Source organism: Allobosea sp. 117 (assembly GCF_000702305.1).
Taxonomy (GTDB): domain Bacteria; phylum Pseudomonadota; class Alphaproteobacteria; order Rhizobiales; family Xanthobacteraceae; genus Ancylobacter.
The window spans coordinates 20,017-42,314 of the sequence record NZ_JNLC01000001.1 but is presented as its reverse complement, the minus strand read 5'-3'; the positions used below and the strand labels follow the sequence as shown (position 1 = coordinate 42,314).

The 22,298-nt window shown below is 68.3% G+C and carries 23 protein-coding genes; 13 read left to right on the top strand and 10 right to left on the bottom strand.

Going from position 1 to position 22,298, the window contains the following annotated elements; genetic code table 11:
* Positions 1–71 precede the first annotated feature (71 nt).
* Positions 72–704: an MOSC domain-containing protein gene (locus U742_RS0100205; protein WP_029348848.1), complete on the bottom strand. Its 633-nt coding sequence runs from the start codon at positions 702–704 to the stop codon at positions 72–74.
* 165 nt (positions 705–869) lie between these two features.
* On the opposite strand from U742_RS0100205, the gene U742_RS0100200 reads away from it, so the two are divergent.
* From U742_RS0100200 to U742_RS0100185, 4 genes are read left to right on the top strand one after another with little or no spacing between them, the layout of a single operon-like run.
* A complete protein-coding gene (locus U742_RS0100200; RefSeq protein ID WP_038360076.1) occupies positions 870–1,448 on the top strand; it encodes an HdeD family acid-resistance protein in 579 nt (192 codons plus the stop codon).
* Between the two features lie 10 nt (positions 1,449–1,458).
* Positions 1,459–2,754 carry an OpgC family protein gene (locus tag U742_RS0100195; RefSeq protein ID WP_248310216.1) on the top strand — a complete coding sequence of 432 codons (1,296 nt, stop codon included), beginning with the start codon at positions 1,459–1,461 and terminating at the stop codon, positions 2,752–2,754.
* Positions 2,755–2,788: 34 nt separating this feature from the next.
* Positions 2,789–3,595: an SGNH/GDSL hydrolase family protein gene (locus U742_RS0100190; RefSeq protein WP_029348843.1), complete on the top strand. Its 807-nt coding sequence runs from the start codon at positions 2,789–2,791 to the stop codon at positions 3,593–3,595.
* Between the two features lie 2 nt (positions 3,596–3,597).
* Positions 3,598–4,488, top strand: a complete 891-nt coding sequence (locus U742_RS0100185; RefSeq protein ID WP_051660737.1) for an SGNH/GDSL hydrolase family protein — start codon at positions 3,598–3,600, stop codon at positions 4,486–4,488.
* 66 nt (positions 4,489–4,554) lie between these two features.
* Here U742_RS0100185 and U742_RS0100180 read toward each other — a convergent pair whose 3' ends face one another.
* Together U742_RS0100180 and U742_RS0100175 are read right to left on the bottom strand one after the other, a co-directional pair.
* On the bottom strand, positions 4,555–5,226 hold the full coding sequence (locus U742_RS0100180) for an O-methyltransferase (protein ID WP_029348838.1): 672 nt from the start codon (positions 5,224–5,226) through the stop codon (positions 4,555–4,557).
* On the bottom strand, positions 5,223–5,507 hold the full coding sequence (locus U742_RS0100175) for a hypothetical protein (RefSeq protein ID WP_029348837.1): 285 nt from the start codon (positions 5,505–5,507) through the stop codon (positions 5,223–5,225). Before U742_RS0100175 ends, U742_RS0100180 begins: the two co-directional genes overlap by 4 nt.
* 290 nt (positions 5,508–5,797) lie before the next feature.
* Between U742_RS0100175 and prmB the strand changes: the two genes are divergently transcribed.
* From prmB to U742_RS23670, 3 genes are all read left to right on the top strand, one after another.
* Positions 5,798–6,718, top strand: a complete 921-nt coding sequence (prmB, locus tag U742_RS0100170; RefSeq protein ID WP_029348835.1) for a 50S ribosomal protein L3 N(5)-glutamine methyltransferase — start codon at positions 5,798–5,800, stop codon at positions 6,716–6,718.
* A gap of 113 nt (positions 6,719–6,831) precedes the next feature.
* On the top strand, positions 6,832–7,632 hold the full coding sequence (gene blaOXA, locus U742_RS0100165) for a class D beta-lactamase (RefSeq protein ID WP_029348833.1): 801 nt from the start codon (positions 6,832–6,834) through the stop codon (positions 7,630–7,632).
* Between the two features lie 145 nt (positions 7,633–7,777).
* The gene (locus U742_RS23670) at positions 7,778–7,903 is read left to right on the top strand and encodes a hypothetical protein (RefSeq protein ID WP_282568306.1); all 126 of its coding nucleotides are present in this window, start codon (positions 7,778–7,780) and stop codon (positions 7,901–7,903) included.
* A gap of 12 nt (positions 7,904–7,915) precedes the next feature.
* Here the strand turns inward: U742_RS23670 and U742_RS0100155 are convergent, their stop codons facing one another.
* The 3 genes from U742_RS0100155 to ettA all read right to left on the bottom strand — a co-directional run bounded on the left by U742_RS0100155 (position 7,916) and on the right by ettA (position 11,644).
* Entirely contained in the window at positions 7,916–9,124 is a 1,209-nt protein-coding gene (locus U742_RS0100155) for a lytic murein transglycosylase (protein WP_029348831.1), read from the bottom strand.
* Between the two features lie 68 nt (positions 9,125–9,192).
* Positions 9,193–9,969, bottom strand: coding sequence for a trans-aconitate 2-methyltransferase (tam, locus tag U742_RS0100150; RefSeq protein WP_051660736.1), 777 nt, complete (start codon positions 9,967–9,969; stop codon positions 9,193–9,195).
* Between the two features lie 19 nt (positions 9,970–9,988).
* A complete protein-coding gene (ettA, locus tag U742_RS0100145; RefSeq protein ID WP_029348827.1) occupies positions 9,989–11,644 on the bottom strand; it encodes an energy-dependent translational throttle protein EttA in 1,656 nt (551 codons plus the stop codon).
* Positions 11,645–11,974: 330 nt separating this feature from the next.
* Here ettA and otsB point away from each other — a divergent pair, with 330 nt between their 5' ends.
* Genes otsB through U742_RS0100125 form a run of 4 tightly spaced genes read left to right on the top strand, consistent with a single transcriptional unit; the run spans position 11,975 to position 16,970 of the window.
* A complete protein-coding gene (otsB, locus tag U742_RS0100140) occupies positions 11,975–12,721 on the top strand; it encodes a trehalose-phosphatase (RefSeq protein ID WP_029348825.1) in 747 nt (248 codons plus the stop codon).
* Positions 12,718–14,514, top strand: a complete 1,797-nt coding sequence (locus tag U742_RS0100135) for a glycoside hydrolase family 15 protein (RefSeq protein WP_029348823.1) — start codon at positions 12,718–12,720, stop codon at positions 14,512–14,514. Before otsB ends, U742_RS0100135 begins: the two co-directional genes overlap by 4 nt.
* Entirely contained in the window at positions 14,499–15,905 is a 1,407-nt protein-coding gene (locus U742_RS0100130) for an alpha,alpha-trehalose-phosphate synthase (UDP-forming) (RefSeq protein WP_029348821.1), read from the top strand. The genes U742_RS0100135 and U742_RS0100130 overlap by 16 nt, the downstream gene beginning before the upstream one ends.
* Before the next feature lie 18 nt (positions 15,906–15,923).
* Positions 15,924–16,970, top strand: coding sequence for a sensor domain-containing diguanylate cyclase (locus U742_RS0100125; RefSeq protein WP_156034085.1), 1,047 nt, complete (start codon positions 15,924–15,926; stop codon positions 16,968–16,970).
* Positions 16,971–17,007: 37 nt separating this feature from the next.
* Here U742_RS0100125 and U742_RS0100120 read toward each other — a convergent pair whose 3' ends face one another.
* Entirely contained in the window at positions 17,008–17,907 is a 900-nt protein-coding gene (locus U742_RS0100120; protein ID WP_248310215.1) for an aldose 1-epimerase family protein, read from the bottom strand.
* Between the two features lie 133 nt (positions 17,908–18,040).
* Between U742_RS0100120 and U742_RS0100115 the strand changes: the two genes are divergently transcribed.
* Positions 18,041–19,396: an MFS transporter gene (locus U742_RS0100115; protein WP_029348815.1), complete on the top strand. Its 1,356-nt coding sequence runs from the start codon at positions 18,041–18,043 to the stop codon at positions 19,394–19,396.
* Between the two features lie 12 nt (positions 19,397–19,408).
* Here U742_RS0100115 and U742_RS0100110 read toward each other — a convergent pair whose 3' ends face one another.
* Positions 19,409–20,083 (bottom strand): superoxide dismutase, encoded by a 675-nt coding sequence (locus U742_RS0100110; protein WP_029348813.1) that lies wholly within the window; start codon positions 20,081–20,083, stop codon positions 19,409–19,411.
* A gap of 168 nt (positions 20,084–20,251) precedes the next feature.
* On the opposite strand from U742_RS0100110, the gene U742_RS23665 reads away from it, so the two are divergent.
* Entirely contained in the window at positions 20,252–20,383 is a 132-nt protein-coding gene (locus tag U742_RS23665; protein ID WP_282568305.1) for a hypothetical protein, read from the top strand.
* A 124-nt stretch (positions 20,384–20,507) separates the two neighbouring features.
* Here U742_RS23665 and mbfA read toward each other — a convergent pair whose 3' ends face one another.
* Positions 20,508–21,485: an iron exporter MbfA gene (gene mbfA, locus U742_RS0100100; RefSeq protein WP_029348812.1), complete on the bottom strand. Its 978-nt coding sequence runs from the start codon at positions 21,483–21,485 to the stop codon at positions 20,508–20,510.
* A gap of 169 nt (positions 21,486–21,654) precedes the next feature.
* Positions 21,655–22,218: a type 1 glutamine amidotransferase domain-containing protein gene (locus tag U742_RS0100095; protein ID WP_029348811.1), complete on the bottom strand. Its 564-nt coding sequence runs from the start codon at positions 22,216–22,218 to the stop codon at positions 21,655–21,657.
* Positions 22,219–22,298 lie beyond the last annotated feature (80 nt).

Here is a 22,298-nt window from a genome sequence, read left to right as displayed (position 1 = left end):
GACGATCCAATGCCCGGCCTCGCGCCGGGCATTTTCGTCTGCCTCCCGAGATGGGGCTCGCGCCGGGGACGCTACCCGCGCCATAGTCGCTGGGCCGGCACGCGCAGGCTGATCTCGTCCCCGGCGATGATCTCGCCCGCGCGCTCTACCCAGCCGACCAGCCCGCGCCAGCCCCGCGCCGCCTCGACGAAGGCCAGCGCCAGTTGCGCCGCCGCATCGCCACCAAGACCGAGCGCGGCTGCGACCGATGCGCCGGCATGGCGGCACGGCGCGTTCTCGCCCTCCACCGCCAGCGCCGCCCCGCCGGGGAAATGCAGCCGCGTGCCGGCCGGCAGCAGCGTCAGGCGCCGCACGCCCTCGACCACCAGATTGGCGCCGATCCATTCCGGCCGGAGCTCGGGGATGGCGAGCCGGCGGGCAACCTCGCCGAGCTCGTCCGCCGCCACCATCGACACCTGCCGGCTGTTGCGGATCGGCGCGCCGCGCGGATACCACGGCACACGCGAATCCGCCGGCCGCGAAGCGCCGTGGTGCCGGTCGCCCGGAATGCCGTCGAGCTCGAGCGCCAGCCGCGGCACGTCCCGCGTCGCGAATCCTTCCCCGTCGGCGACGAGGAGCCGCGCGAGCCGGGCCTTCAGGCGCCGCGCCGGCACGGCGGAAGCGGCAGGGAAGGCCATGTCCGCGAAGAGTTCTGCCTCGGCCATCTTCTCTCCTCCTTGGTCGGCGATCCTGTGAACCACCTACAGACCGTCCGATGGTCCGGCTGTAACATGGCGCCGCTCGCATGGGACGAGTCGCCCGGAACAGAGGTCGGCCAGAAGCGTTCTGGTTTCGCCGGTTGCCGGACGTGCACACTGGGGATCAGTCCAATGTCTCTTCCGACGGATTCGCTGTCGCCGACGCCGGCCGGCTCGCTTGCCGGACAATTGAGCACGCTGCGCGCCAAATGGGGATGGTTCGTCGCGCTCGGCGCGTTGATGATAATCGCCGGCCTCATCGCCCTCGCCAATCTGATGCTCGGCACGCTGGTGTCGGTGCTCTATATCGGCGTGATGATGGCGGTGGCCGGGGTCGGCCAGATCTTCCATGCCTTCGGCGTGAAGGGCTGGGGCGCATTCTTCTTCTGGCTGCTCGCCGGCGTGCTCTATCTCGTCGCCGGCGCCATGGTGTTCAACAACCCGCTGCTGGCGGCCGGCGTGTTCACGCTGGTGCTCGGCGTCTCGCTCGTCGTCGCCGGCATCTTCCGCGGCATCGCCGCCTTCCAGCTCCGTCCGCATGAGGGCTGGGGCTGGCTCGCCTTCTCGGCCGCCATCACGCTGCTGCTCGGCATCGAGATCATGATCCGCTGGCCGGTGAACTCGGTCTGGATCCTCGGCCTCTTCCTCGGCATCGACCTGCTGTTCAACGGCGTCGCCGTGCTGCTGCTCGGTCTGCGCCTCAAGAAGTGACGGAGGGCAGGTGGACGCGCGCACGCCCGTCGGGATGAGGAAGGAGGCACAGGCCGGAGCCGCCATCAGCGCCGCTTACCGGCCCGCGTCCTCGCCCGAGACCGACGCGGCTGCGCCACCCACCGCCGCCGTCCCCGCGCCGCAGGAACCCGGCGCCGCGGAGCCGAATGTTCCCGAGACCGCGCCCGCCGTCAGTGGGCGCGATCTGCGGCTCGACCTGTTCCGCGGCCTCGCGCTGTGGTTCATCTTCCTGAACCACATCCCGAACAACGTGCTGAACTGGTTCACAACCCGCAATTTCGGCTTCTCGGACGCCACCGAGATCTTCGTTTTCATCTCCGGCTACACCGCCGCCATGGTCTATGGCCGGCAGATGGAGCAGCACGGCAGCTTCGTCACCTCCGCGCGCATATTGCGCCGGGCCTGGCAGCTCTACGTCGCCTTCATCTTCCTGTTCGTCGTCTACCTCGCCGAGATCTCCTACGTCATCGGCCGCTTCTCCAATCCGCTCTACGCCGAGGAGATGGGCGCGCTGCAATTCCTCTCCGAGCCGGACGTGGCGCTGGTGCAGGCGCTGCTCCTGAAGTTCCGCCCGGCCAACATGGACGTGCTGCCGCTCTACATCGTGCTGATGGCGAGCTTTCCGCTCGTGCTCTGGTGCCTCAAGCGGCGGTCCGACCTGACGCTGCTCGCCTCCTTTGTCCTCCATCTGTGCGCCGGCCAGCTCGGCTGGAACCTGCCGGGCTATCCCGACGACCGCATGTGGTTCTTCAACCCCTTCGCCTGGCAGTTCCTGTTCGCCTTCGGCGCCTGGTGCGGCATCGGCGGCAGCGACCGGCTGTCCTTCCTCGTGCAGTCGCGCCTCGTCTTCACCGCCGCCCTCGCCTATCTCCTCGTCTCGCTGGCGGTGGTGGTGAGCTGGTGGTGGCCTCCGCTCGAAGGGCTGGTACCCGAGAGCATCGGCGAATGGATCTACCCGATCAGCAAGACCGACCTCGCCCCGCTCAGGCTGCTGCACTTCCTGGCGCTGGCCATCGTCGTGGTGCGGCTCGTTCCCGAGCAATGGTCCGGCCTGCGCTCGCCGCTGCTGCGGCCGATGATCCTGTGCGGGCAGAACTCGCTCGAGATCTTCTGTTTCGGGGTCTTCCTTTCTTTCGCCGCACATTTCGTGCTCAACGAGATCGTCGGCACGCTTTCTATGCAGATCCTGCTCAGCGTCACCGGCATCATGCTTATGGTTGGTCTGTCCATCCTGCTGTCGTGGTATGCTCGCGTCGAGCGCGTGCATGCCGCGCGCAAGGGATGATGCAAACGCGCGGTCGAGAGTGGCACGCACGGGGTTGGTTTTTTCGCTCGCTTTCGCGCTGCTGGTCGCGGCGGGCGTTCCCGTGCGCGCGGCGGAGGAGCCCGCCTGCTCCGCTCCGGCGACGCTGCTCCGCGCCGGCTTCCGGCTGCCCTTCCTCGCCGCCTCGCTGAAGCAGCGCACACCGACCACCATCCTGGTGCTCAACAGCGCCGCCAAGACGCCGGTGGGCACCCCGCCCGCCGTGACCGCGGGCGGCAAGCCCGCCGACGGCAAATCCGCGGATGGCAAAAGCGCAGACGGAATGCCCCGCAGTTTCCAGACCTACATCAAGGCCGGCCTCGTCGCCCGCTACCCCGAGGGCAATGTCGAGGTCGTCACCCATTCCGAGCCGCGCCTGACCGCCGAGGCGATCGTCTCGTTGCTGCCCGCCCTCATCGCCCAGAGCAAGCCGGCGCTGCTCATCTGGCAGACCGGCACCTACGACGCCATTCGAGGCGTCGACGTCGACGACTTCGGCGCTGGCGTCGATACCGGCCTCAGCATCGCCCGCGCGGCAAATGTCGACGTCGTGCTGATCAGCCCGCAATATTCACCGCGCACCGACTTCGCCTTCGACGTCTCGCCCTATGTCTCGACGCTGCGCTGGGTGGCGCGCTCGAACGGCGTGCCACTCTTCGACCGCTACGCGCTGATGCGCTACTGGGACGAGGAGAGCGTGTTCGACTTCGACGCGCTGAGGGCGAGCCCTTCCCTGTTCAACAACGTCCATCGCTGCATCGGCCGCCTGCTGGTCCGCATGATCGCGGACGGCGTCGACGTCAAAACCTCCGGGTCCCTCTGAGTATGAGCACACGCGCAGCCACCTTCCTCGCCGGCGCCACCCTCGCCGGGCTTGCCCTCGCCGTGCCGCCCGCAGCGGCGGCCTCGCTGCTGCCCGCCGCCTGCCCGGCGAGCACCGCGCTGACCAAGCTCGACATGCCGCTGACGAAGCTCGCGGCGCGGCTTGCCGGCGACCAGCCTGTGGTGATCGTGGCGATCGGCTCGTCCTCGACCGCCGGGGCCGGCGCGAGTTCGGCCCAGGCCTCCTATCCGAGCCGCCTCGAAGCGCTGCTGCGCGAGCGCTATCCGGGCCGCGACATCCGGGTGGTCAATCGCGGCATCAACGGGCAGGACCAGCCCGAGATGATCGCCCGCTTCGACGCCGACGTCGTCTCACTCAAGCCCGCCGTGGTGCTGTGGCAGGGCGGCGTGAACGCGATGTTCCGCGACAATGGCCTCGGCACTGCCGAGAGCATATTGCGCGAGGCGATCCGGCGTACCCGCCAGATCGGCTCCGACTTCGTCATCATCGATCCGCAATACGCGCCGCGCGTCATCGCTGACGCCGATTCCGGCCCGATGGTGAAGCTAATGAACACCGTGGCCGCCGAGGAGGCGGTGCCGGTGTTCCACCGCTTCGCGCTGATGCGCGACTGGCACGAGCGAGGCGGCATGCCGTTCGAGGCGTTCCTCGCCAAGGACAGCTTCCACATGAACGACTGGAGCTATGACTGCCTCGCCCGCGACCTCGCGCGCTCGATCGGCGCCAATGTCGAGGCGCAGCAGCGCTCCGCCGAGGCGGCGCCGAAGCCGGGCTCCAGCCTCGACAGCAAGACCGGCGGAAAGACCGGCGAACGCATCGGCACAACGCCGGCCTCGGCCGAGCTCGCCCCGAAGCTGGCGACGCCGAACTGACGGCGCGACCTGGCACCATTCCCGCCCGACCGCCGTCATGCCGGCATCGAGCCGGGATAGCAGGCCTCAGCCCGTCACCAGCGCCAGCGCGAAGCCGTCGTAGCCCTTGAGCCCGACCGTCTGCACCGCCGTCGCCGTCAGCCGCGGCTCGGCTGCCGCCAGCTCGTAGAAGCCGCGCACGCCCGCGACCCGGGGATCATCATCGGTGGGATCGACGATGGCGCCGTCGCGCACAACATTGTCGGCGACGATCAGGCTGCCGGGCCGCGTCAGCTTCAGCGCGAAGGCGAGATAGTTCGGCGTGTTCTGCTTGTCGGCGTCGATGAAGACGAGGTCGAACGGCGCCTCGCCCGCCACTACCAGATCGGCCAGCGTGTCGAGCGCCGCCCCGAGCCGCACCTCCACCACATCGGCGAAGCCCGCCCGCGCGATATTGGCCTGCGCCACCTGCGCATGCAGCGGCACCGCCTCGAGCGTGATCAGCCGGCCACCCGGCGGCAGCGCCTTGGCGAGCCAAATGGTGGAATAACCGCCCAGCGTACCGATCTCCAGAATGCGCCGCGCGCCGCTCAGCATGGCGAGCAGCATCAGCATCTTGCCCTGGTTGGGCGCGACGTTGATCGCGGGCAGCCCGGCCGCCTCGCTCGCCGCCAGCGCGGCTTCAAGGGCGGGCTCGGACGGCACGAGATGGCCGGTGATGTAGTCGTCGACCTCGACCCAGAGCGCCTCGCTGCTCATTCCCCATCCTCTCCGGAGAACGCGCCGCCGAGACGCTTCAGCACCGTCCGGCGCGCGGCATCGACCTTGCGCTCGTAATCCGCCGCCATCGGCTCGGTCAGCACGCTCTCGAGCCCGGCCATCAGCGCCCACAGCGCCGGGATTTCGGCCTCGTCCTCCACGAAGTCGAGCAGCGCCTCGCCGTCCTCGTCGTCGATGGTGCGCGAGAGGAACTCGAACAGCACCAGGGCGACATCGTGGTCGATACGCAGCGTGATCTCGTCGGCGGGGGTTTCGGCCATGGCTCGCTCCTCCTGGTCAGAGCATGTTCCGCAAAAGTTGAGAGACTTTTGCGACGAGAACATGCTCCAAGCTATTGAGTGAGAGCACTTTCTTGTCGATCGGGTGATTCCACCCGATCGGAAAGGGCTCTCGCGAAGGCATAGCACGCGGCGCTCGCCCGCGCTCCGTCCCTGCGCCTGCGCGCGCGTTCCCTGCCGCCTCCATGTCTCAGGAGGATGACGCGGCCCAGCCGTCTTGCATTCCGTGGCGCGGCGTGCTGCTGCTGCGCCCTCGTTTCGAGGAGGCAGGCGTGACGGCGGCGGACGATCTGAGGACGGTGCGCGACTTCGTGCGCTATGCGGTGAGCCGCTTCAACGCGGCCGAAATCGTGTTCGGTCATGGCACCACCACGGCGCTGGACGAGGCCGCCTTCATCGTGCTGGAGGGGCTCCATCTGCCGGTCGATGCGCTCGACCCGTGGCTCGACGCCCGCCTCACCCGCGCGGAGCGCGCGCGCCTCGCCGAGCTGATCGAGGAACGCTGCACCAGCCGCAAGCCGGCCGCCTATCTGCTGGGGCGCACCTATATCCGGGGCGTGCCCTTCCGCAGCGACGAACGCGCCATCGTGCCGCGCTCCTTCATCGGCGAACTGCTGGCCGGCGGCCTGTTCGGTGGCGAGGGTTTCTCGCTCGTCCCGGACCCCGATGCGGTGGAGCGCGTGCTGGACCTCTGCACCGGCGGCGGCAGCCTTGCCATCCTTGCCGCCCTCACCTTCCCGAATGCCGAGGTCGACGCCGTCGACCTGTCGCCGGCGGCGCTGTCGCTGGCCCGCGAGAATGTCACCGAACACGGCCTCGCCGATCGCATCGCCCTGTTCGAGGGTGATCTCTTCGCGCCGCTCAAGGGCCGCCGCTACGACCTGATCATCACCAACCCGCCCTATGTCGACGCCGAAGCTATGGCGGCGCTGCCGGCGGAATACCGCCATGAGCCGAGCCTCGCCTTCGCCGGCGGACCGGACGGGCTCGACATCGTGCGTCGCATCCTCGCCGAGGCGCCGGCGCATCTGGCGCGCGCGGGCGGGCTCATCTGCGAGATCGGCACCGGGCGCGAGATCCTCGACGAGGAATACCCCCACCTGCCCTTCCTCTGGCTCGACACCGAGGACAGCGAGGGCGAGGTGTTCTGGCTCACCGCCCGCGATCTCGGCGCCGGCAAGGACCTGAGGTGACAGCCGCATGCCGAGGTGATGAATGGCGGCGGCGGTGGATTGTCCCACCATCGCCGGATTGTCGCCATGCCGCGGTGATCGAGTTCCCTCCCCGCCAGCCATAAGCCGCCGCTATGTTCCCGCGTCTCGCTGCCGCCCTCGCCTTTCTCCTCGCGGCGTTCCCCGCCGAGGCGAAGACCGTCTGCACGGCGCTCGCGGACGCGCGGACGGGTAGCGTGATCGAGCAGAAGGGCGAGTGCGCCGGCCGCGTCACCCCCGCCTCCACCTTCAAGATCGCCATCGCGCTAATGGGCTATGACGCCGGCATATTGACCGACGCGCGCTACCCCGTCTGGCCGTTCAAGCCGGGCTATGCCGACTGGCGCGAAGAATGGAAGCGCGACACCGATCCGACCTGGTGGATGAAGGAATCCGTGGTCTGGTACTCGCAGCAGATCACGGCCCGGCTCGGCATGGAGCGGTTCCGGCGGTATGTTGAGGGTTTCGGCTACGGCAATGAGGACGTGTCCGGCACGAGAGGCAAGGATGACGGGCTGACGCAGGCCTGGCTCTCCACCTCCCTCGCCATCTCGCCGCTGGAGCAGCTCGGCTTCCTCGGCCGCATGTTGCGCGGAGAGCTGCCGGTGTCGACGCGGGCGGTGGAGATGACCGCCGCGATCAGCCGCTTCCCCGACACCGCCAATGGCTGGCAGGTACACGGCAAGACCGGCATGGGCTTTGCCCTCGACAAGCAAGGCAAGCCGGTGCGCGGGCGGCCCTATGGCTGGTTTGTCGGCTGGGCGCAGAAGGACGGGCGCTCGGTGACCTTCGCGAAACTGGAACGCGACGAGAAGCAGCAAGACACGCCGACCAGCTTCCGCGCCCGCGACGCGATGCTGGCGGAGCTGCCGGGGATGCTCGACCGCCTGAAGTGATCGCAGCGGCGCCCGCCACCAACCAACGGATGAGGCGCCGATATCGACGTGTCAGCCGCCCACGCCTGCGGATGATGTCGTCGCCGGGCGGCGCCCGGTAGCTTTTCCCATGACGTCGCCATGGCGAACGACAGGGGAGCCGCTCATGACCGCGCGCATGCTTATCGTCATCGTCCTTGCCTATGCGGTGGCGATCAGCGCGATCTCCGCCCATCTGCCCGCGGGAGCGGGTCCCGCTTCGGAAGCGGCGCTCGCGCGGGTGGCAGGCTAACGGCGGGCGCCCTCACCCGCCGCGCATATGCTCCAGCAGCGCCTGGGTAGGCCAGCAGTCCAGCGCGAGGCCGTTCGCCTTCTGGTAGGCGCCGAGCGCGGCGCGGGTCTTCATGCCGGCTTTGCCGTCGATCTTCTCGTCGTAGAAGCCGCGCTGGGTGAGCACCTTCTGCATGTATTCGAGGTCGCGCGTCTTCACGAGGCGGATGTCCTGCCATCCCTGAGCGAAGGGCCGGTCGTCCTCGATGCGGTCCGCCAGATGGCCGACGAACAGCACGTAGAGATCCGCGAAATTGTAGCCCTTCAGCACGAAATAGTTCTTCGGCGTGAGGAAGGCCGGCCCGAACGGCCCCGCCGGCATGATGATCGAGGCCTCGTCGGCGAGCGCCGACGCCGGCACCTTGCGCCCATCGGCGATGGTGACGCCGCGCTTCAGCCATTCACCGATGCTCGCTGTCACATCGGGCTCGGCCTGCGTGCAGTCGAAGCCGCGCGGCACGCGGACCTCATAGCCCCAGCGCTTGCCGCGCTGCCAGCCCTTCTCGGCAAGCAGGCTCGCGGTCGCCGCCAGCGCCTCTGGCACCGAGGTCCAGATATTGGCGGTGCCGTCGCCGTCGAGGTCGACGCCGTAGCGCAGATAGTCGGAGGGCAGGAACTGGGTCAGCCCCATCGCCCCGGCCCATGAGCTCTTCATCTGGCCGCGGCTGACATGGCCCTCGTCGAGCACCTTCAGCGCATAGAGGAATTCCTCGCGGAACTGCTCCTTGCGCCGGCCGACATAGCCCTGCGTCGCCAGCACGCGGAGCGCGTCGTAGTTCAGCTTGGCCGTGCCATAGGCGGTCTCGCGCGCCCAGATGGCCAGCACCACACTGCCCGGCACGCCGAAGCGCTTCTCGATAGCGGAAAGTTCGCCTGCATATTGGCGGGCGATCTGCCGTCCGCGCGCGGCGAGCTTGCCGATGGTCGCGTCAGAGACATAGGCGGCCGGCGTCTGCACGAATTCGGCCTGCCCGTCCGGCTTCTTCGGCTTGCCGGGGATGGCAAGGTCGGGCAGCCCGTAATCCGGCTCCAGACCCCGCGTCTCGCGCTCGTAGGTGGCACGCGAGATGCCCAGCTGCTGCGCCGCCGGCCATTGCGCAGCCAGCCAGCGGTCGAAGCCGGGATCGGCGTGGGCGGGCGTGACGGCGAGCGTCAGCGCGAGAGCGATGAGCAGGCGGCGCATCTTTTCGCAATAGCCGAAGCCCGCCGTGAAGGGAACCGCCGGCACCATCCTGAAGCCGGCGAAGCCCCCTACCGTACCGCCACGATGAACAGGCGCGGGAAGCGCAGCAGCACCTTGCCATCCACCCGTGCCGGATAGGCCTCGGTGATACGGGCGGTGTAGGCATCGAGGAAAGCCGCCTGCTCGCTGGAGTCGAGCGCAGACAGATAGGTCCTCAGCGCCGTCGACTTGAACCACTCGACGATCGCCGGCGCGCCGTCCAGCGCGTGGTTGTAGTTGGTGTGCCAGATCTCCACGCGCTGTGCGTGCGGCTTCAGGCGGTCGTAATATTCGCCGACCGTCGGCAGCACGTCGCGCGAGGCATTGGCGAGCTTGCCCGCCCAAGGGCCGGAAGCGGCGGTCTCGCGCATCAGCCGGTGCGAGGGCTCCTCGACATTATCCGGCATCTGCACGGCCAGCACGCCGCCCTCGGGGAGCGTGTCGAGCAGCCGCTCGAACACGATGAGATGGTCCGGCACCCACTGGAACACGGCATTGCCGAAGATGAGGTCGGTGCCGGCCGCCGGCTGCCAGGTGGCGACGTCGGCGACCTCGAAGCGGAGCGAGGGCATGCGCTCGCTCGCCTGCTTCACCATGTTGGGCGAGGAATCGATGCCGATCACCTCGGCCTGCGGCCAGCGCTGCGCCAGCAGCTCGGTGGAGTTGCCCGGCCCGCAGCCAACATCCACCGCGAGGCGCGGGCGCTCCAGCGGCACCTGCGCGACGAGATCGCGCGAGGGGCGCGTGCGCTCATCCTCGAACTTCAGATAGAGGGTCGGCTTCCAGTCTTCGTTTGCCTGACGCATCGCCACCCCCTTCCGTCCGTCACCGCGTGAACTTCTTGTACTTCAGCCGGTGCGGGATGATCGAATCCGTGCCGAGGCGACGCTTCTTATCCTCTTCGTAATCGGCGAAGTTGCCTTCGAACCACTCGACATGGCTGTCACCCTCGAAGGCGAGGATGTGGGTGGCGATGCGGTCGAGGAAGAAGCGGTCATGGCTGATGATGACCGCGCAGCCGGCGAAATCCTCCAGCGCCTCTTCCAGCGCGCGCAGCGTCTCGACGTCGAGGTCGTTGGTCGGCTCGTCCAGAAGCAGCACATTGGCGCCTTTCTGGAGAATCCGGGCGAGATGCACGCGGTTGCGCTCGCCGCCCGAGAGCATGCCGACCTTCTTCTGCTGGTCGCCGCCCTTGAAGTTGAAGGCGCCGCAATAGGCGCGCGAATTGATCTCGCGCTTGCCGAGGTAAAGCACCTCGTTGCCGCCCGAGATTTCCTCCCAGACGGTCTTCTTGTCGTCGAGCGCGTCGCGGCTCTGGTCGACATAGCCGAGCTGCACGCTCTCGCCGATGGTGATGGTGCCGGCATCGGGCTTGTCGAGGCCGTTGATCATGCGGAACAGCGTAGTCTTGCCGGCGCCGTTCGGGCCGATGACGCCGACGATGCCGCCGGGCGGCAGCTTGAACGACAGGTCGTCGATCAGCAGCCGGTCACCGAAGCCCTTGGTCAGCCCGTTGAAGTCGATGACGTTCTGGCCGAGCCGCTCGGCGATCGGGATGATGATCTGCGCGGTGGTCGGCGCCTTCTCGGAGGCCTTCTTGACGAGCTCGTCATAGCGCTGGATGCGGGCCTTGTTCTTGGCCTGGCGCGCCTTCGGGGACGCCGCGATCCACTCCTGCTCGGCGGCGAGCGCGCGCTGGCGCGCCTCCTCCTCGCGGCCTTCCTGCTTCATGCGCTTCTGCTTCTGCGTCAGCCACGAGGAATAGTTGCCCTCGTACGGGATGCCGCGGCCGCGATCGAGCTCGAGGATCCAGCTCGTCACGTTGTCGAGGAAGTAGCGGTCGTGGGTGACGATCAGGATCGCGCCCGGATAGGTGCGCAGATGCCCTTCCAGCCAGTTCACCGTCTCGGCGTCGAGATGGTTGGTGGGCTCGTCGAGGAGGAGGAGCTCGGGCTGCTCCAGCAGCAGGCGGCACAGCGCGACGCGGCGGCGCTCGCCGCCCGACAGCTTGGAAACGTCAGCGTCGTCAGCCGGGCAGCCGAGCGAATCCATCGCCTGGTCGACCTTGGAATCAAGGTCCCACAGGCCCTGCGCCTCGATCTCGTCCTGCAGGGCGGTCATCTCGTCCGCCGTCTCGTCCGAGTAGTTCATGGCGAGTTCGTTGTAGCGGTCGAGGATCGCCTTCTGCTTGGCAACGCCGTCCATCACGTTCTCGCGCACGCTCTTGGTGGGATCGAGCTGCGGCTCCTGCGACAGGTAGCCGACGCGCGCGCCCTCGGCGACCCAGGCCTCGCCCGAGAAGTCCTTGTCGATGCCGGCCATGATCTTCAGCAGGGTCGACTTGCCCGCGCCGTTCGGGCCGAGCACGCCGATCTTGGCGTCCGGGTAGAAGGAGAGATGGATGTTCTCCAGCACCTTCTTGCCGCCCGGATAGGCCTTGGTCATGCCGTGCATGTGATAGACGTACTGATAGGAAGCCATGTCGGGGGTGCCTCGTCGCAAGGGCTTCGGGCCGCGCCGGCGCGTGATGGCGGAGCCGTATCGCAGCGGGAAAATGGGGTCGGGCGCTATGTAGCTTCCGCGCCCCGAAGGGGCAAGGGCGCGCGCCATAGACGGACTCCGTATCCGCGCGTCCGCACCCCGCGCGGCGCGCTTTTCCGGCCGCATCGATGGAACAGGCGCTCCGATACCGCGTTACCGTGATGCTGCATCGCAATGGCCGCTCTTGCTGCGAGGCGTGGATTACCACCGCGCCGGGCCCTCCAGCGTCTATAGGTCGGTGCAGCGATCGGAATGGCATCGGGAAACGGCATGTCCCTCTCACCACGGCCCGACTGGGCGCTCTTCCTCGACATCGACGGCACGCTCATCGAGCACGCCGACCACCCCGAAGGGGTGTTCATACCGAAGGACCTTCCCGAACGGCTGATGGCGGTGCAGAAGGCGCTCAACGGCGCGGTGGCGCTGGTCTCAGGCCGCACCATCGACTGGATGGACGAGAAGCTCGCCCCCGCCAGGCTCGCCGCGGCCGGCCAGCACGGCTCCGAGCTGCGCCTCGCTCCCGATACGCCGGCGGTGCCCATCCCCATGCCGAAATGGCGTGCGCCGCTCGAAGAGGCGCTGAAGGTGCATCTCGCCTCCTGGCCGGGCGTCTTCGTCGAGCACAAGGCGTTGTCCCTCGCCGTGCATTTCCGCGCCGTGCCGGAGTTCGGCGATGCGGTGATGGAGCGCGTTGTTGAGCTCGGCCGCGGGCTCGACCCCGACGTCGAATTCCTCAAGGGCCGCTTCGTCATCGAGGTGCGCGAGCATGGCCACGACAAGGGCACCGCGGTCGACCAGTTCCTCAAGACGGCGGTGTTCGCCCGCCGCACGCCGGTCTTCGTCGGCGACGACGTGACCGACGAAGACGGCTTCCGCGCCGCCCGCGCCGCCGGCGGCATCGCGGTGGCGGTCGGCCCGCGCCCGACGCGGCAGGCCGATCATCACTTCGCCGGCCCGGTGGAGGTGCGCTCCTGGCTGCACCGCATCCCGCAGGCGCTGGAGGCGGTGACATCGTGAGCGCGGATCTCGACCTCGCCGCCATCGGCAACGGCACCATCGCCGCGCTGATCGACCGCTCCGGCCGCCTCGCCTGGTGCTGCTGGCCGCGGATCGACGGCGATCCGATCTTCTCCAGCCTGCTTGGCGGCGAGGAGCCGTCGAGCGGCTTCTTCGACATCGAGGTGGACGGCGCCACCCATATCAGCCGCCGCTATGTCGAGAACACCGCGATCATCGAGACGATCGTCGAGGATGCGCGGGGCGGCAAGCTGCGCATCACCGACTTCGCACCGCGCTTCAAGCTCTATGACCGCATCTACCGCCCGGCGATGCTGGCGCGGCGCATCGAGCCGCTTGGCGGCACCTGCCGGATCACCGTGCGCCTGCGCCCGCATTTCGACTGGGGTCGGCAGAAGCCGACGCCGGTGCGCGGCAGCAACCACATCCGCTTCTCCGGCGGCGACGTCACAATTCGCGCGACCACCGACCTGCCCATCGTCTATCTGATGGAGGAGCGGCCCTTCGTGCTGAGCAAGGCGGCGACCATCGTGCTCGGTCCGGACGAGCCCTTCGCCGCCGGCCTTTCCGAGACCGCCCGCTCATTCGAGGAGAAGACCCGCGACTACTGGTACGAATGGGTCCGCTACCTCTCGGTTCCCTTCGAGTGGCAGGACGCGGTGATCCGCGCCGCTATCTCGCTCAAGCTCTGCGCTTATGAGGAGACCGGCGGCATCGTCGCGGCGCTCACCACCTCGGTTCCCGAGGCGCCGCATTCCATCCGCAACTGGGACTACCGGCACTGCTGGCTGCGCGATTCTTACTTCACCGTCCGCGCGCTGAATCAGCTTGGCGCCACCCGGACGATGGAGGACTTCATCCGCTATCTCACCACGGTGATCGCCTCCGAACCGTCCGGCCGGCTGGCGCCAGTCTATTCCATCGTGCCCGGCACGACGCTTGAGGAAGGCTTTGCGGAAGGGCTCGCGGGCTATCGCGGCATGGGGCCGGTGCGCGTCGGCAACCAGGCCGCCGAGCAGGTGCAGAACGACGGCTATGGCCATGTCGTGCTGGCTGCGGCGCAGATGTTCTTCGACCGCCGCCTGCCTAATCGCGGCGACGAGGCGCTGTTCCGCCTGCTGGAAGGGGTCGGCACGCGGGCGGTCGAACACGCTTTCGAGCCCGATGCCGGCCTGTGGGAGCTGCGCGGCAAGCGGCGTGTGCACACCTACTCGGCCGCAATGAGCTGGGCGGCCTGCGACCGGCTCGCCCGCATCGCCCGCGTGCTCGGGCTCTCGGACCGCGCGCAGTTCTGGGCCGAGAACGCCAACACCATCCGCGCCCGCATCCTCGAATTCGCCTGGAACGAGGAGATGGGCAGCTTCGTCGACGCCGACGAGAACGGCCAGCTCGACGCCAGCCTGCTGCTGCTCGCCGAACTCGGCTTTGTACGTCCGGACGACCCGCGCTACGTCGCCACCGTCGACGCTGTCGGTCGCGAGCTGAAACGCAACGGCTATCTGATGCGCTATGCCGGCGAGGACGATTTCGGGGTGCCGGAAACCTCCTTCACCATCTGTTCGTTCTGGTATGCGGGCGCGCTCGACATGATCGGCCGCCGGGACGAGGCGCGCGCGATGTTCGAAAGCCTGCTGGCGCGCCGCAACAGCGCCGGCCTGCTTTCCGAGGACATCGACAACCGGACCCTCGAGCTGTGGGGGAACATCCCCCAGACCTATTCGATGGTCGGCCTGATCGACACCGCGATGCGGCTGTCCAAGACGTGGGAGGAAGCGTTCTGGCGAGGCTCGTGATCGTATCGAACCGCGTCGCGTCTCCGAAGGAGCGCGCAGCCAAGGCCGGCGGCCTCGCCGTCGCCCTGCGCGAGGCGCTCAGCCGGCGGGGTGGACTCTGGTTCGGCTGGAGCGGCGAGACCGAGGTCAACCCGCCCCAGGCGCCCAAGCTGATGAAGAGCGGGCGCGTCACCTATGCCTTGCAGACGCTCGATCCCGAGGACCAGCGCGCGCATTACGCCGGCTATGCCAACGGTACGCTCTGGCCGCTCTGCCATTACCGGCTCGGCGCCCTGTCGTTCCGCCGCAGCGACTTCGAGGGCTACCGGCGCGTCAACCAGACCTTCGCGCGCTCTCTAATGCCGCTGCTGAAGCCCAGCGACATCGTCTGGGTGCATGACTATCACTTCATCCCGCTGGCCGCAGAGCTGCGCAAGCTCGGCTTCGGCGGCCGGATCGGCTATTTCCACCACATTCCGTGGCCGACGCCCGAGGTGTTCTACTCGCTGCCTTCCCACGCGGCGCTGGTCAGCGACCTGTCGCAATACGACCTCGTCGGCCTGCAGACCGCACACGATGTGCGGGCCCTGCTGACCTACATCTCCGCCGAGGCGAAGGGCTGGATCGGCCCGGGCGGCGTGGTCGGCATCAGGGAGCGGCGTTTTCGGGTCTCCGCCTATCCGATCGGCATCGACGCCAAGGCCTTCGTGACCGACGCCGAGGCCGCCGCCAACAGCGAGGACACCCAGCGCCTGCTGGCGAGCCTCGCCGGCCGGGCGCTCGCCGTCGGGGTCGACCGGCTCGACTATTCCAAGGGCCTGCCGAACAAGTTCCACGCCTTCGAGAACCTGCTGGAGCGCTACCCGCAGCACCGCTCGCACGTCACGATGATGCAGATCGCCCCGGTCAGCCGCGGCGAGGTGGCCGAATATCAGGCGCTGCGGCGCGAGCTGGAGGAATCGGCCGGCGCCATCAACGGGCGCTATGCCGAATTCGACTGGGTGCCGCTGCGCTATCTCAACAAGCCGTTTCCGCGTGCGACGCTGGCGGCCATCTACCGCACCGCGCGCCTCGGCCTCGTCACGCCGCTGCGCGACGGAATGAACCTGGTCGCCAAGGAGTATGTCGCCGCGCAGGATCCCGAGGACCCCGGCGTGCTGGTGCTCTCGCGCTTCGCCGGCGCGGCCGACGAGCTCACCGGCGCCCTGCTCGTGAACCCCTATGACGTGGAGGGCATGGCCGAGACCTTCGACCTCGCGCTCACCATGCCACTCGAGGAACGGCTGGAACGCTGGCGGGCCAACATGGACAAGGTGTCGTCCAATACGATTCACGCCTGGTGCGACACCTTCCTTTCAGACCTTTCGAGCGAAACTCCGCTCCCCGAGGGGCCGGAGCGCCGGGCTGCCTGAATAGCCGAGAGCGATGCCATGGTGTGGAAGCTGCCTGAACCGCCGGCGAACGAGGCCGAACGCCTCCAAGTCCTCGCCGCCTGCAACATCATGGATACCGGCCGCGACGAGCGCTTCGAGCGGCTGACCCGGCTCGCCACCCGCTTCTATCAGGCCGACGTCGCCTTCATCGGGCTGGTCGACAGCGGCTTCCAGTGGATGAAGTCGGTCAATTCCGAGGACATCGCGCCCTTCATCGTGCGCGAGGACAGCATCTGCAACATGATCGTCCAGAGCGGCAGGCCGCTGGTGGTCGGCGACCTCAGGACCGATCCGCGCCTGCAGGGTCACCCGGTGGTGCCGCGCCTCTCGCTGCGCTTCTACGCCGGCGTACCGCTCGTCATGGAGCCCAATCTGGTGCTGGGCTCGATGTGCGTGATGCGCCGCGACCCCGGGGACGAGCAGGCCTTCGACCTCACCCCGCTGATCGAGCTAGCGGCGATCGCCGTCGACGAGATCGAGCTGTGGAAGCTCAATTTCGAACTGACGCGCCTGTCCCGCGTCGACGCTCTGACCGGCCTCGCCAACCGGCGCGGCTTCGACGACGCGCTCGACCGGGCCGTGCGCCGCGCCCGGCGGACCGAGATGCCGCTGTCGCTGCTGCTGATCGACATCGACCATTTCAAGACGCTCAACGACCGGCTCGGCCATCCCGCCGGCGACGATGTGCTGCGCCGGCTCGGTGGCCTTCTCGCCGGCGCGGTCTCGCGCCCCTACGACGCGGTGTGCCGCTATGGCGGCGAGGAATTCGCCGTCGTCCTGCCGGACACCGACGCCGCCGGCGCGCGGCACATCGGCGAGCTCGTCCGTCGGCTTCTGGAGCAGGCCGCCATTCCCCATCCCACCCAGGCCAGGGTGACCGCCAGCATCGGCGTGGCGACCTTCGCCGGGCGCGACGCCAGCACCGCCGCGCTGGTGGCGGCGGCCGACAGCGCGCTCTACGAGGCCAAGCATGGCGGACGCGACCGCGTGATGGCATGGCAGCCGCCGGACGATGCCGGCCGCCGCAATCTGCGCCTCGTCTGATCCTCAGCCGGCCTGCGGCGGGCGCATTCCGGCCGGGTCAAGGTGAATGCAGACTCGCGCCGCTTTCACGGCCCACGTCTGGCAGCCAGCGCACCGACATGGCGAAGCTCTGCTCGGCACCGGGCGGAATATGCGCGAGGCCGGGCTTCTCGATGAAGGGCCCCTCGTCCCCCTCCGGGCTCGCATAGCCGAACCATGGCTCGATGCACAGGAACGGCGCGCCCGGCTTCGACCAGATGCCGAGCTGCGGCATGCCGGGAAAGGCGACCTCCAGTCCCGGCTCGCCCGGCACACCGAAGCGCACATGGCGCGAGCGGACCTGCGTGAAGATCAGCGCGTCGCGCTCGAACATCGCATCGGTCGGCGTGAACACCGCCTCGATCGCCGGGTTCGGCTCGGTTGCGCGCGAGAGCAGGCCGCCGACGGGACGGTGGATCGGCGCCACCTCAGCCTTCTCGAAGATGAGCACGTGGTCAGCGCGCGTCCCCCCGTAAGGCAGCGGCCAGCGGAAGGCGGGATGGAAGCCGAAGCTCGCCGGCAGCGGCACCACCCCCGTGTTGATCACCTTCGCCTCGATCGACAGTGTCGCCTCGGCGAGCGTGTAGGTCACGTCCAGCCGGAAGGCGAAGGGATATTGCCGGCGCGTCTCCTCGTCCGCCTCCAGCCGGAACAGCGCGCGGCCGGGGTCAGCCTCGACCAGTGCGAAGCTGCGCCGGCGGGCGAGGCCGTGCTGCGCCATAGGATAGGCGACGCCCTCGTGCCTCAGCTCGTCCCCCGGCAGGCGCCCGACGATCGGGAAGAGCAGCGGCGCCCGCCCGCTCCAGAAGGCGGGATCGCCGTTCCACAGCAGTTCGCGCCCTTCCGCATCCGCAAGGCGTACCAGTTCGGCGCCGAGCGGCGCGATCTGTGCCGACATCAGCGGCGAGGTCAGTTTCACCGGTCCATCAACCATGTTTCGTCACGTGTCCCACAAGCCCAACGGCCATCTCGACAATGCCTTGGTTCGGGTCTAACCGAACCCCTGCGCGCCCCTTGCGGCGCCGCAGGCCTCACGCATCACCGGTTCCATCATGGCCCAGACTCTCGGCCCTGTCGTCGCGCTGCTGCTCGGCGTGTTCTTCCTCGTCACCGGCAGCGGCCTGCAGAACACGCTGTTGCCGCTGCGCGGCGCGTTCGAGGGCTTCAGCGCCGTCAATCTCGGTATACTGGGTTCCTGTTATTACCTCGGCTTCGTGCTCGGCTGCCTGCTGGTGCCGCGGCTGGTGCGGCGCGCCGGCCATATCCGCGCCTATGCGGCGCTGACCTCGGCGGCGATCGCCGCCATGCTCGCCCATTCGCTGTGGTTTGCCCCGCCGGTGTGGTTCGTGCTGCGCACTATCACCGGCTTCTGCTTCGCCGGCCTCTATCTCGTCATCGAGAGCTGGCTGAACGACCGCGCGACGAACCAGACGCGCGGCTACGTCATGTCGGTCTACGTCATGGTCGACTATGCCGCGCTCACCGCCGGCCAGATGCTGATCACCGTCTATCCGGTGCGCGGCTTCGAGCTCTTCACGGTGGCCTCGCTGCTGTTCGCGGTCTCGACGCTGCCCGTCACCATCTCGCGCACCGGCCAGCCCTCGCCGATAGAGGCGGCGCGCATTCGCCCCATCCGCCTGCTGCGCGCAGCGCCGGTGGCGATGGTCGGGTGCTTCGTCATCGGCCTCACCAACGGCTCGCTGTGGAGTCTCGGGCCGATCTTCGGCATCGGGCGCGGCCTCACCGCCGATGCCGCCGCGACCTTCATGAGCGCCATCGTGGTGGCCGGCGCGCTGGCGCAGTGGCCAGTGGGTCGCCTTTCCGACCGCATGGACCGACGCCGGGTCCTCGCCATCATCCTCGTCGGCGCGGTGCTCGCCTCCCTGACGCTCGGTCTGGTGTCAGCCGGCCTCGCGGGCCTGAGTGCGCTGGGCCTGTTCTTCGGCGCGCTGGCACTCCCGGCCTATTCCCTCGCCGCCGCCCATGCCTATGACCGCACGGCGCCTGAAGAGGCGGTCGAGACCGCCGCCGGCATCCTGCTCGCCTATGGCATCGGTTCGGTGGCCGGCCCGTCCATCGCCTCGATCGGCATGGCGCAGTTCGGACCGGGTGCGCTCTTCCTCTTCATGAGCGTCTGCTACACGTCGCTGCTGCTGTTCGTGCTGTGGCGCATGCATCGCAAGTCGCCGACCCAGGATGCGCGCAAGGCCAGCCACGAACTGGTGCCCGCCGCGCCGGTCGGCATGGTCGGCGTTCCCGAGGCCGATATGAGGCGCACCTCCGCCCCCTCACCCGCGCCGGTTGAAACGCCGCCCGCCGCCTCGCGCTATCCTGCGGCGCCCCGCGAAGAGGCTGTCGAGGACGTCGATCCGCTCGCCCCGCAAGACGGCCGCTCGGACGGCGCCTGAGCGCAAGCCGCCCTACCCGGCCAGCTTCTCGCCGACTGCGGACCAGTTCACCCGATCGTCCAGCACCGCCTTGATATGTGCGGTCCGGCGGTTCTCCCAGTCGAGGTAATAGGCGTGCTCCCACACGTCGACGCCGACCAGCGGCGCCTTGCCTTCGGCGACCGGGTTGCCAGCATCCTGCAGGCCAAGGATGGCGAGCTTGTCGCCGTCGCGCACCAGCCAGACCCAGCCGGTGCCGAACACGCCGTCGCCGACCTCCACCATCTTCGCCTTCAGCGCGTCGAAGCCGCCGAAATCGCGCTCGGCCGCCTGGACCAGCGCCCGCGGCGGCGCGGCCGCGCCGCCCTCGAACTGGGCCCAGTAGAAATTGTGGTTCCACGCCTGCCCGGCATTGTTGAAGACCGCGGTGTCGCCCGCCTTCTTGGCTTCGACGATCACCTCCTCGAGCGTCATCCCGGCATAGGGCTTCCCGTCGACAAGCTTGTTCAGCTTGTCGAAATAGCCCTTGTGGTGCTTGCCGTAATGCAGCCCGACGGTGCGCGCCGAGATGGTCGGAGCGAGCGCGCTTTCCTCATAGGGCAGCGGCGGCTGGGCGAAGGGCGCGGCGGCGCGGGCGATGTGCGGGCGGAACAGCGCCGCCGCAGCGACGGTGCCACTGGCGGCGAGAAGCGTGCGACGGTCGAGCATGGCGGTCTCCTGTCCGCTGGAACGGCGCCTTCTGAAGGCGCTCTCTGCCAACCTGCGTGGCGCTGGCGCGTTCCACCCGCCGGACGGTCTCACCGCAGTTTGATCTTCCGCAAGGCGATGGCGCCGGCCGCGTCGGAAGCTGCCTCCGATTCAAGGAGGAATGCCCCAATGCCGACAGAGACCATCATCTTTCTCGCCATCACGCTGCTCGCCTTCGGCGGCTTCATGGCGACGCTGATCATCACCGACCTGCGCACCGCCGAGGCGCGCCGGAAGCACAACCCCATTCCTGGCGAGTGAGGGCGCGGCGGCTGAAGCATGTTCCGCGAAAGTTGAGAGACTTTCGCGATGAGAACATGCTCCAACGTATTGAAATAGAGCACTTTCTTATCGATCAGGGGATTCCACCTGATCGGAAAGGGCTCTAGCTGCCGCCGATGAAGATGCCGGTCGCCAGCACCAGCAGGCCGCCGATGACCACCTGCACCACCGAGCGCAGGAACGGCGTCTCCATGTAGCGGTTCTGGATGAAGGCGATCGCCCAGAGCTCGACGAACACGACCGCCACCGCGATGATCGTCGCCGTCCAGAAGTCCGGGATCAGATAGGGCAGCGCGTGGCCGAGCCCGCCGATCGCGGTCATCACGCCCGAGGCGATGCCGCGCTTGATCGGCGAGCCGCGCCCGGAGATGACCCCGTCGTCATGCGCCGCCTCGGTGAAGCCCATGGAGATGCCGGCGCCCAGCGCGGCGGCGAGGCCGACCTGCAGTGTCGTCCATGAGCTCTGGGTCGCGAAGGCGGTGGCGAAGATCGGCGCCAGCGTCGAGACCGAGCCGTCCATCAGCCCGGCAAGGCCCGGCTGCACCCAGGTGAGGACGAATTGCCGTCGTGCGCGGTCGTCTTCTTCCTCACGCGCCTCGGTGCCGGTGCGAGCGGTCTCCATGTGCTCGGCCATGTCGTAATGCTGGCGCTCGGCCGCCGCCAGATCGCCGAGCAGGCGCCGCGTGCCGGGATCGGTGCTGGCCTGCGCGGCGTGGACATAGAACTCCGCCGCGTCGTCCTCCATCCGTGCCGCCTCCCCTCGGATGCGGTCGATGCCGAGGTTCTCGACGAGCCAGACCGGCCGGCGCGTGTAGTAGCCGGCCACGTGCTCGCGCCGGATGAGCGGGATGACCTTGCCGAAGCGCCGCTCGAACTCACTGATCAACAGCGAGCGGTGCCGGTCCTCCTCCGCCGCCATGGCGTCGAAGGTGGAGGCGGTGTCGGGATAGTCGGCGCGAAGACGCTCGGCATAAGTGGCGTAGATGCGCCCGTCATCCTCCTCCGAGGAGATGGCAAGCGCTAGGACTTCGGCCTCCGAAAGATCGGAGAAGCGGCGGCGGGAACCGAAACTGGGGAGCATGGCTGGATTTCATAATTTAGAATTGATCTAAACTATATATCCGCCACGCGGCACCGCAGCAAGTCGTACCCTTCCGGATTGTCCGCGCGCCTCGGCTGCCGAACGCGACGGGCGGCCCGTCAGCCGCCCGCCGTCAGTGGATCTCATCGGACGCCGAGGTCGCCATCCCTCACGCGGCCTGACGCTGATGCCGGCCCTCACGAATCTCCTCGATGATCTTGCGGCAGAAATCCTCCAGATCACCGGGATTGCGCGAGGTTACGACGCCCGCGTCCGCCACTACGGAGGCATCCTCCCAGCGCCCGCCGGCGTTGATCACATCCGTCTTGATCGACTGGTAGGACGTCATCCGGCGCCCTTTGGCGATCCCGGTCTCGACCAGCAGCCACGGCGCATGGCAGACGGCGGCGACCGCCTTGCCCGCATCGTAGAAGGCCTTGATCAGCTTCAGGGCGTCCTTGTTGACGCGCAACAGGTCGGGGTTGATCTGGCCGCCCGGCAGTACGATCGCGTCATAGTCGGCCTCGCGCGCCTCGCTCAGCGGTTTGTCGACCTTCACCGGCCGGCCCCAGTCCTTCATCTGCCAGCCTTTGATCTCCCCCGTCTCGGGCGAAACCACGTCGACCGTAGCGCCGGCCTCGCGCAGCCGGTCGCGCGGCACTTCGAGCTCGGACTGCTCGAAGCCGTTGGCCGCCAGAATGAGAATGCGCTTACCCTCCAGTGGTCCCGGCATGATCGTTCTCCATGGTTGGTGATGCCCCTCGGAAGACAATGACCGGGCGCATCGATCGTTCCGCGCCGAAGCCGCGACAC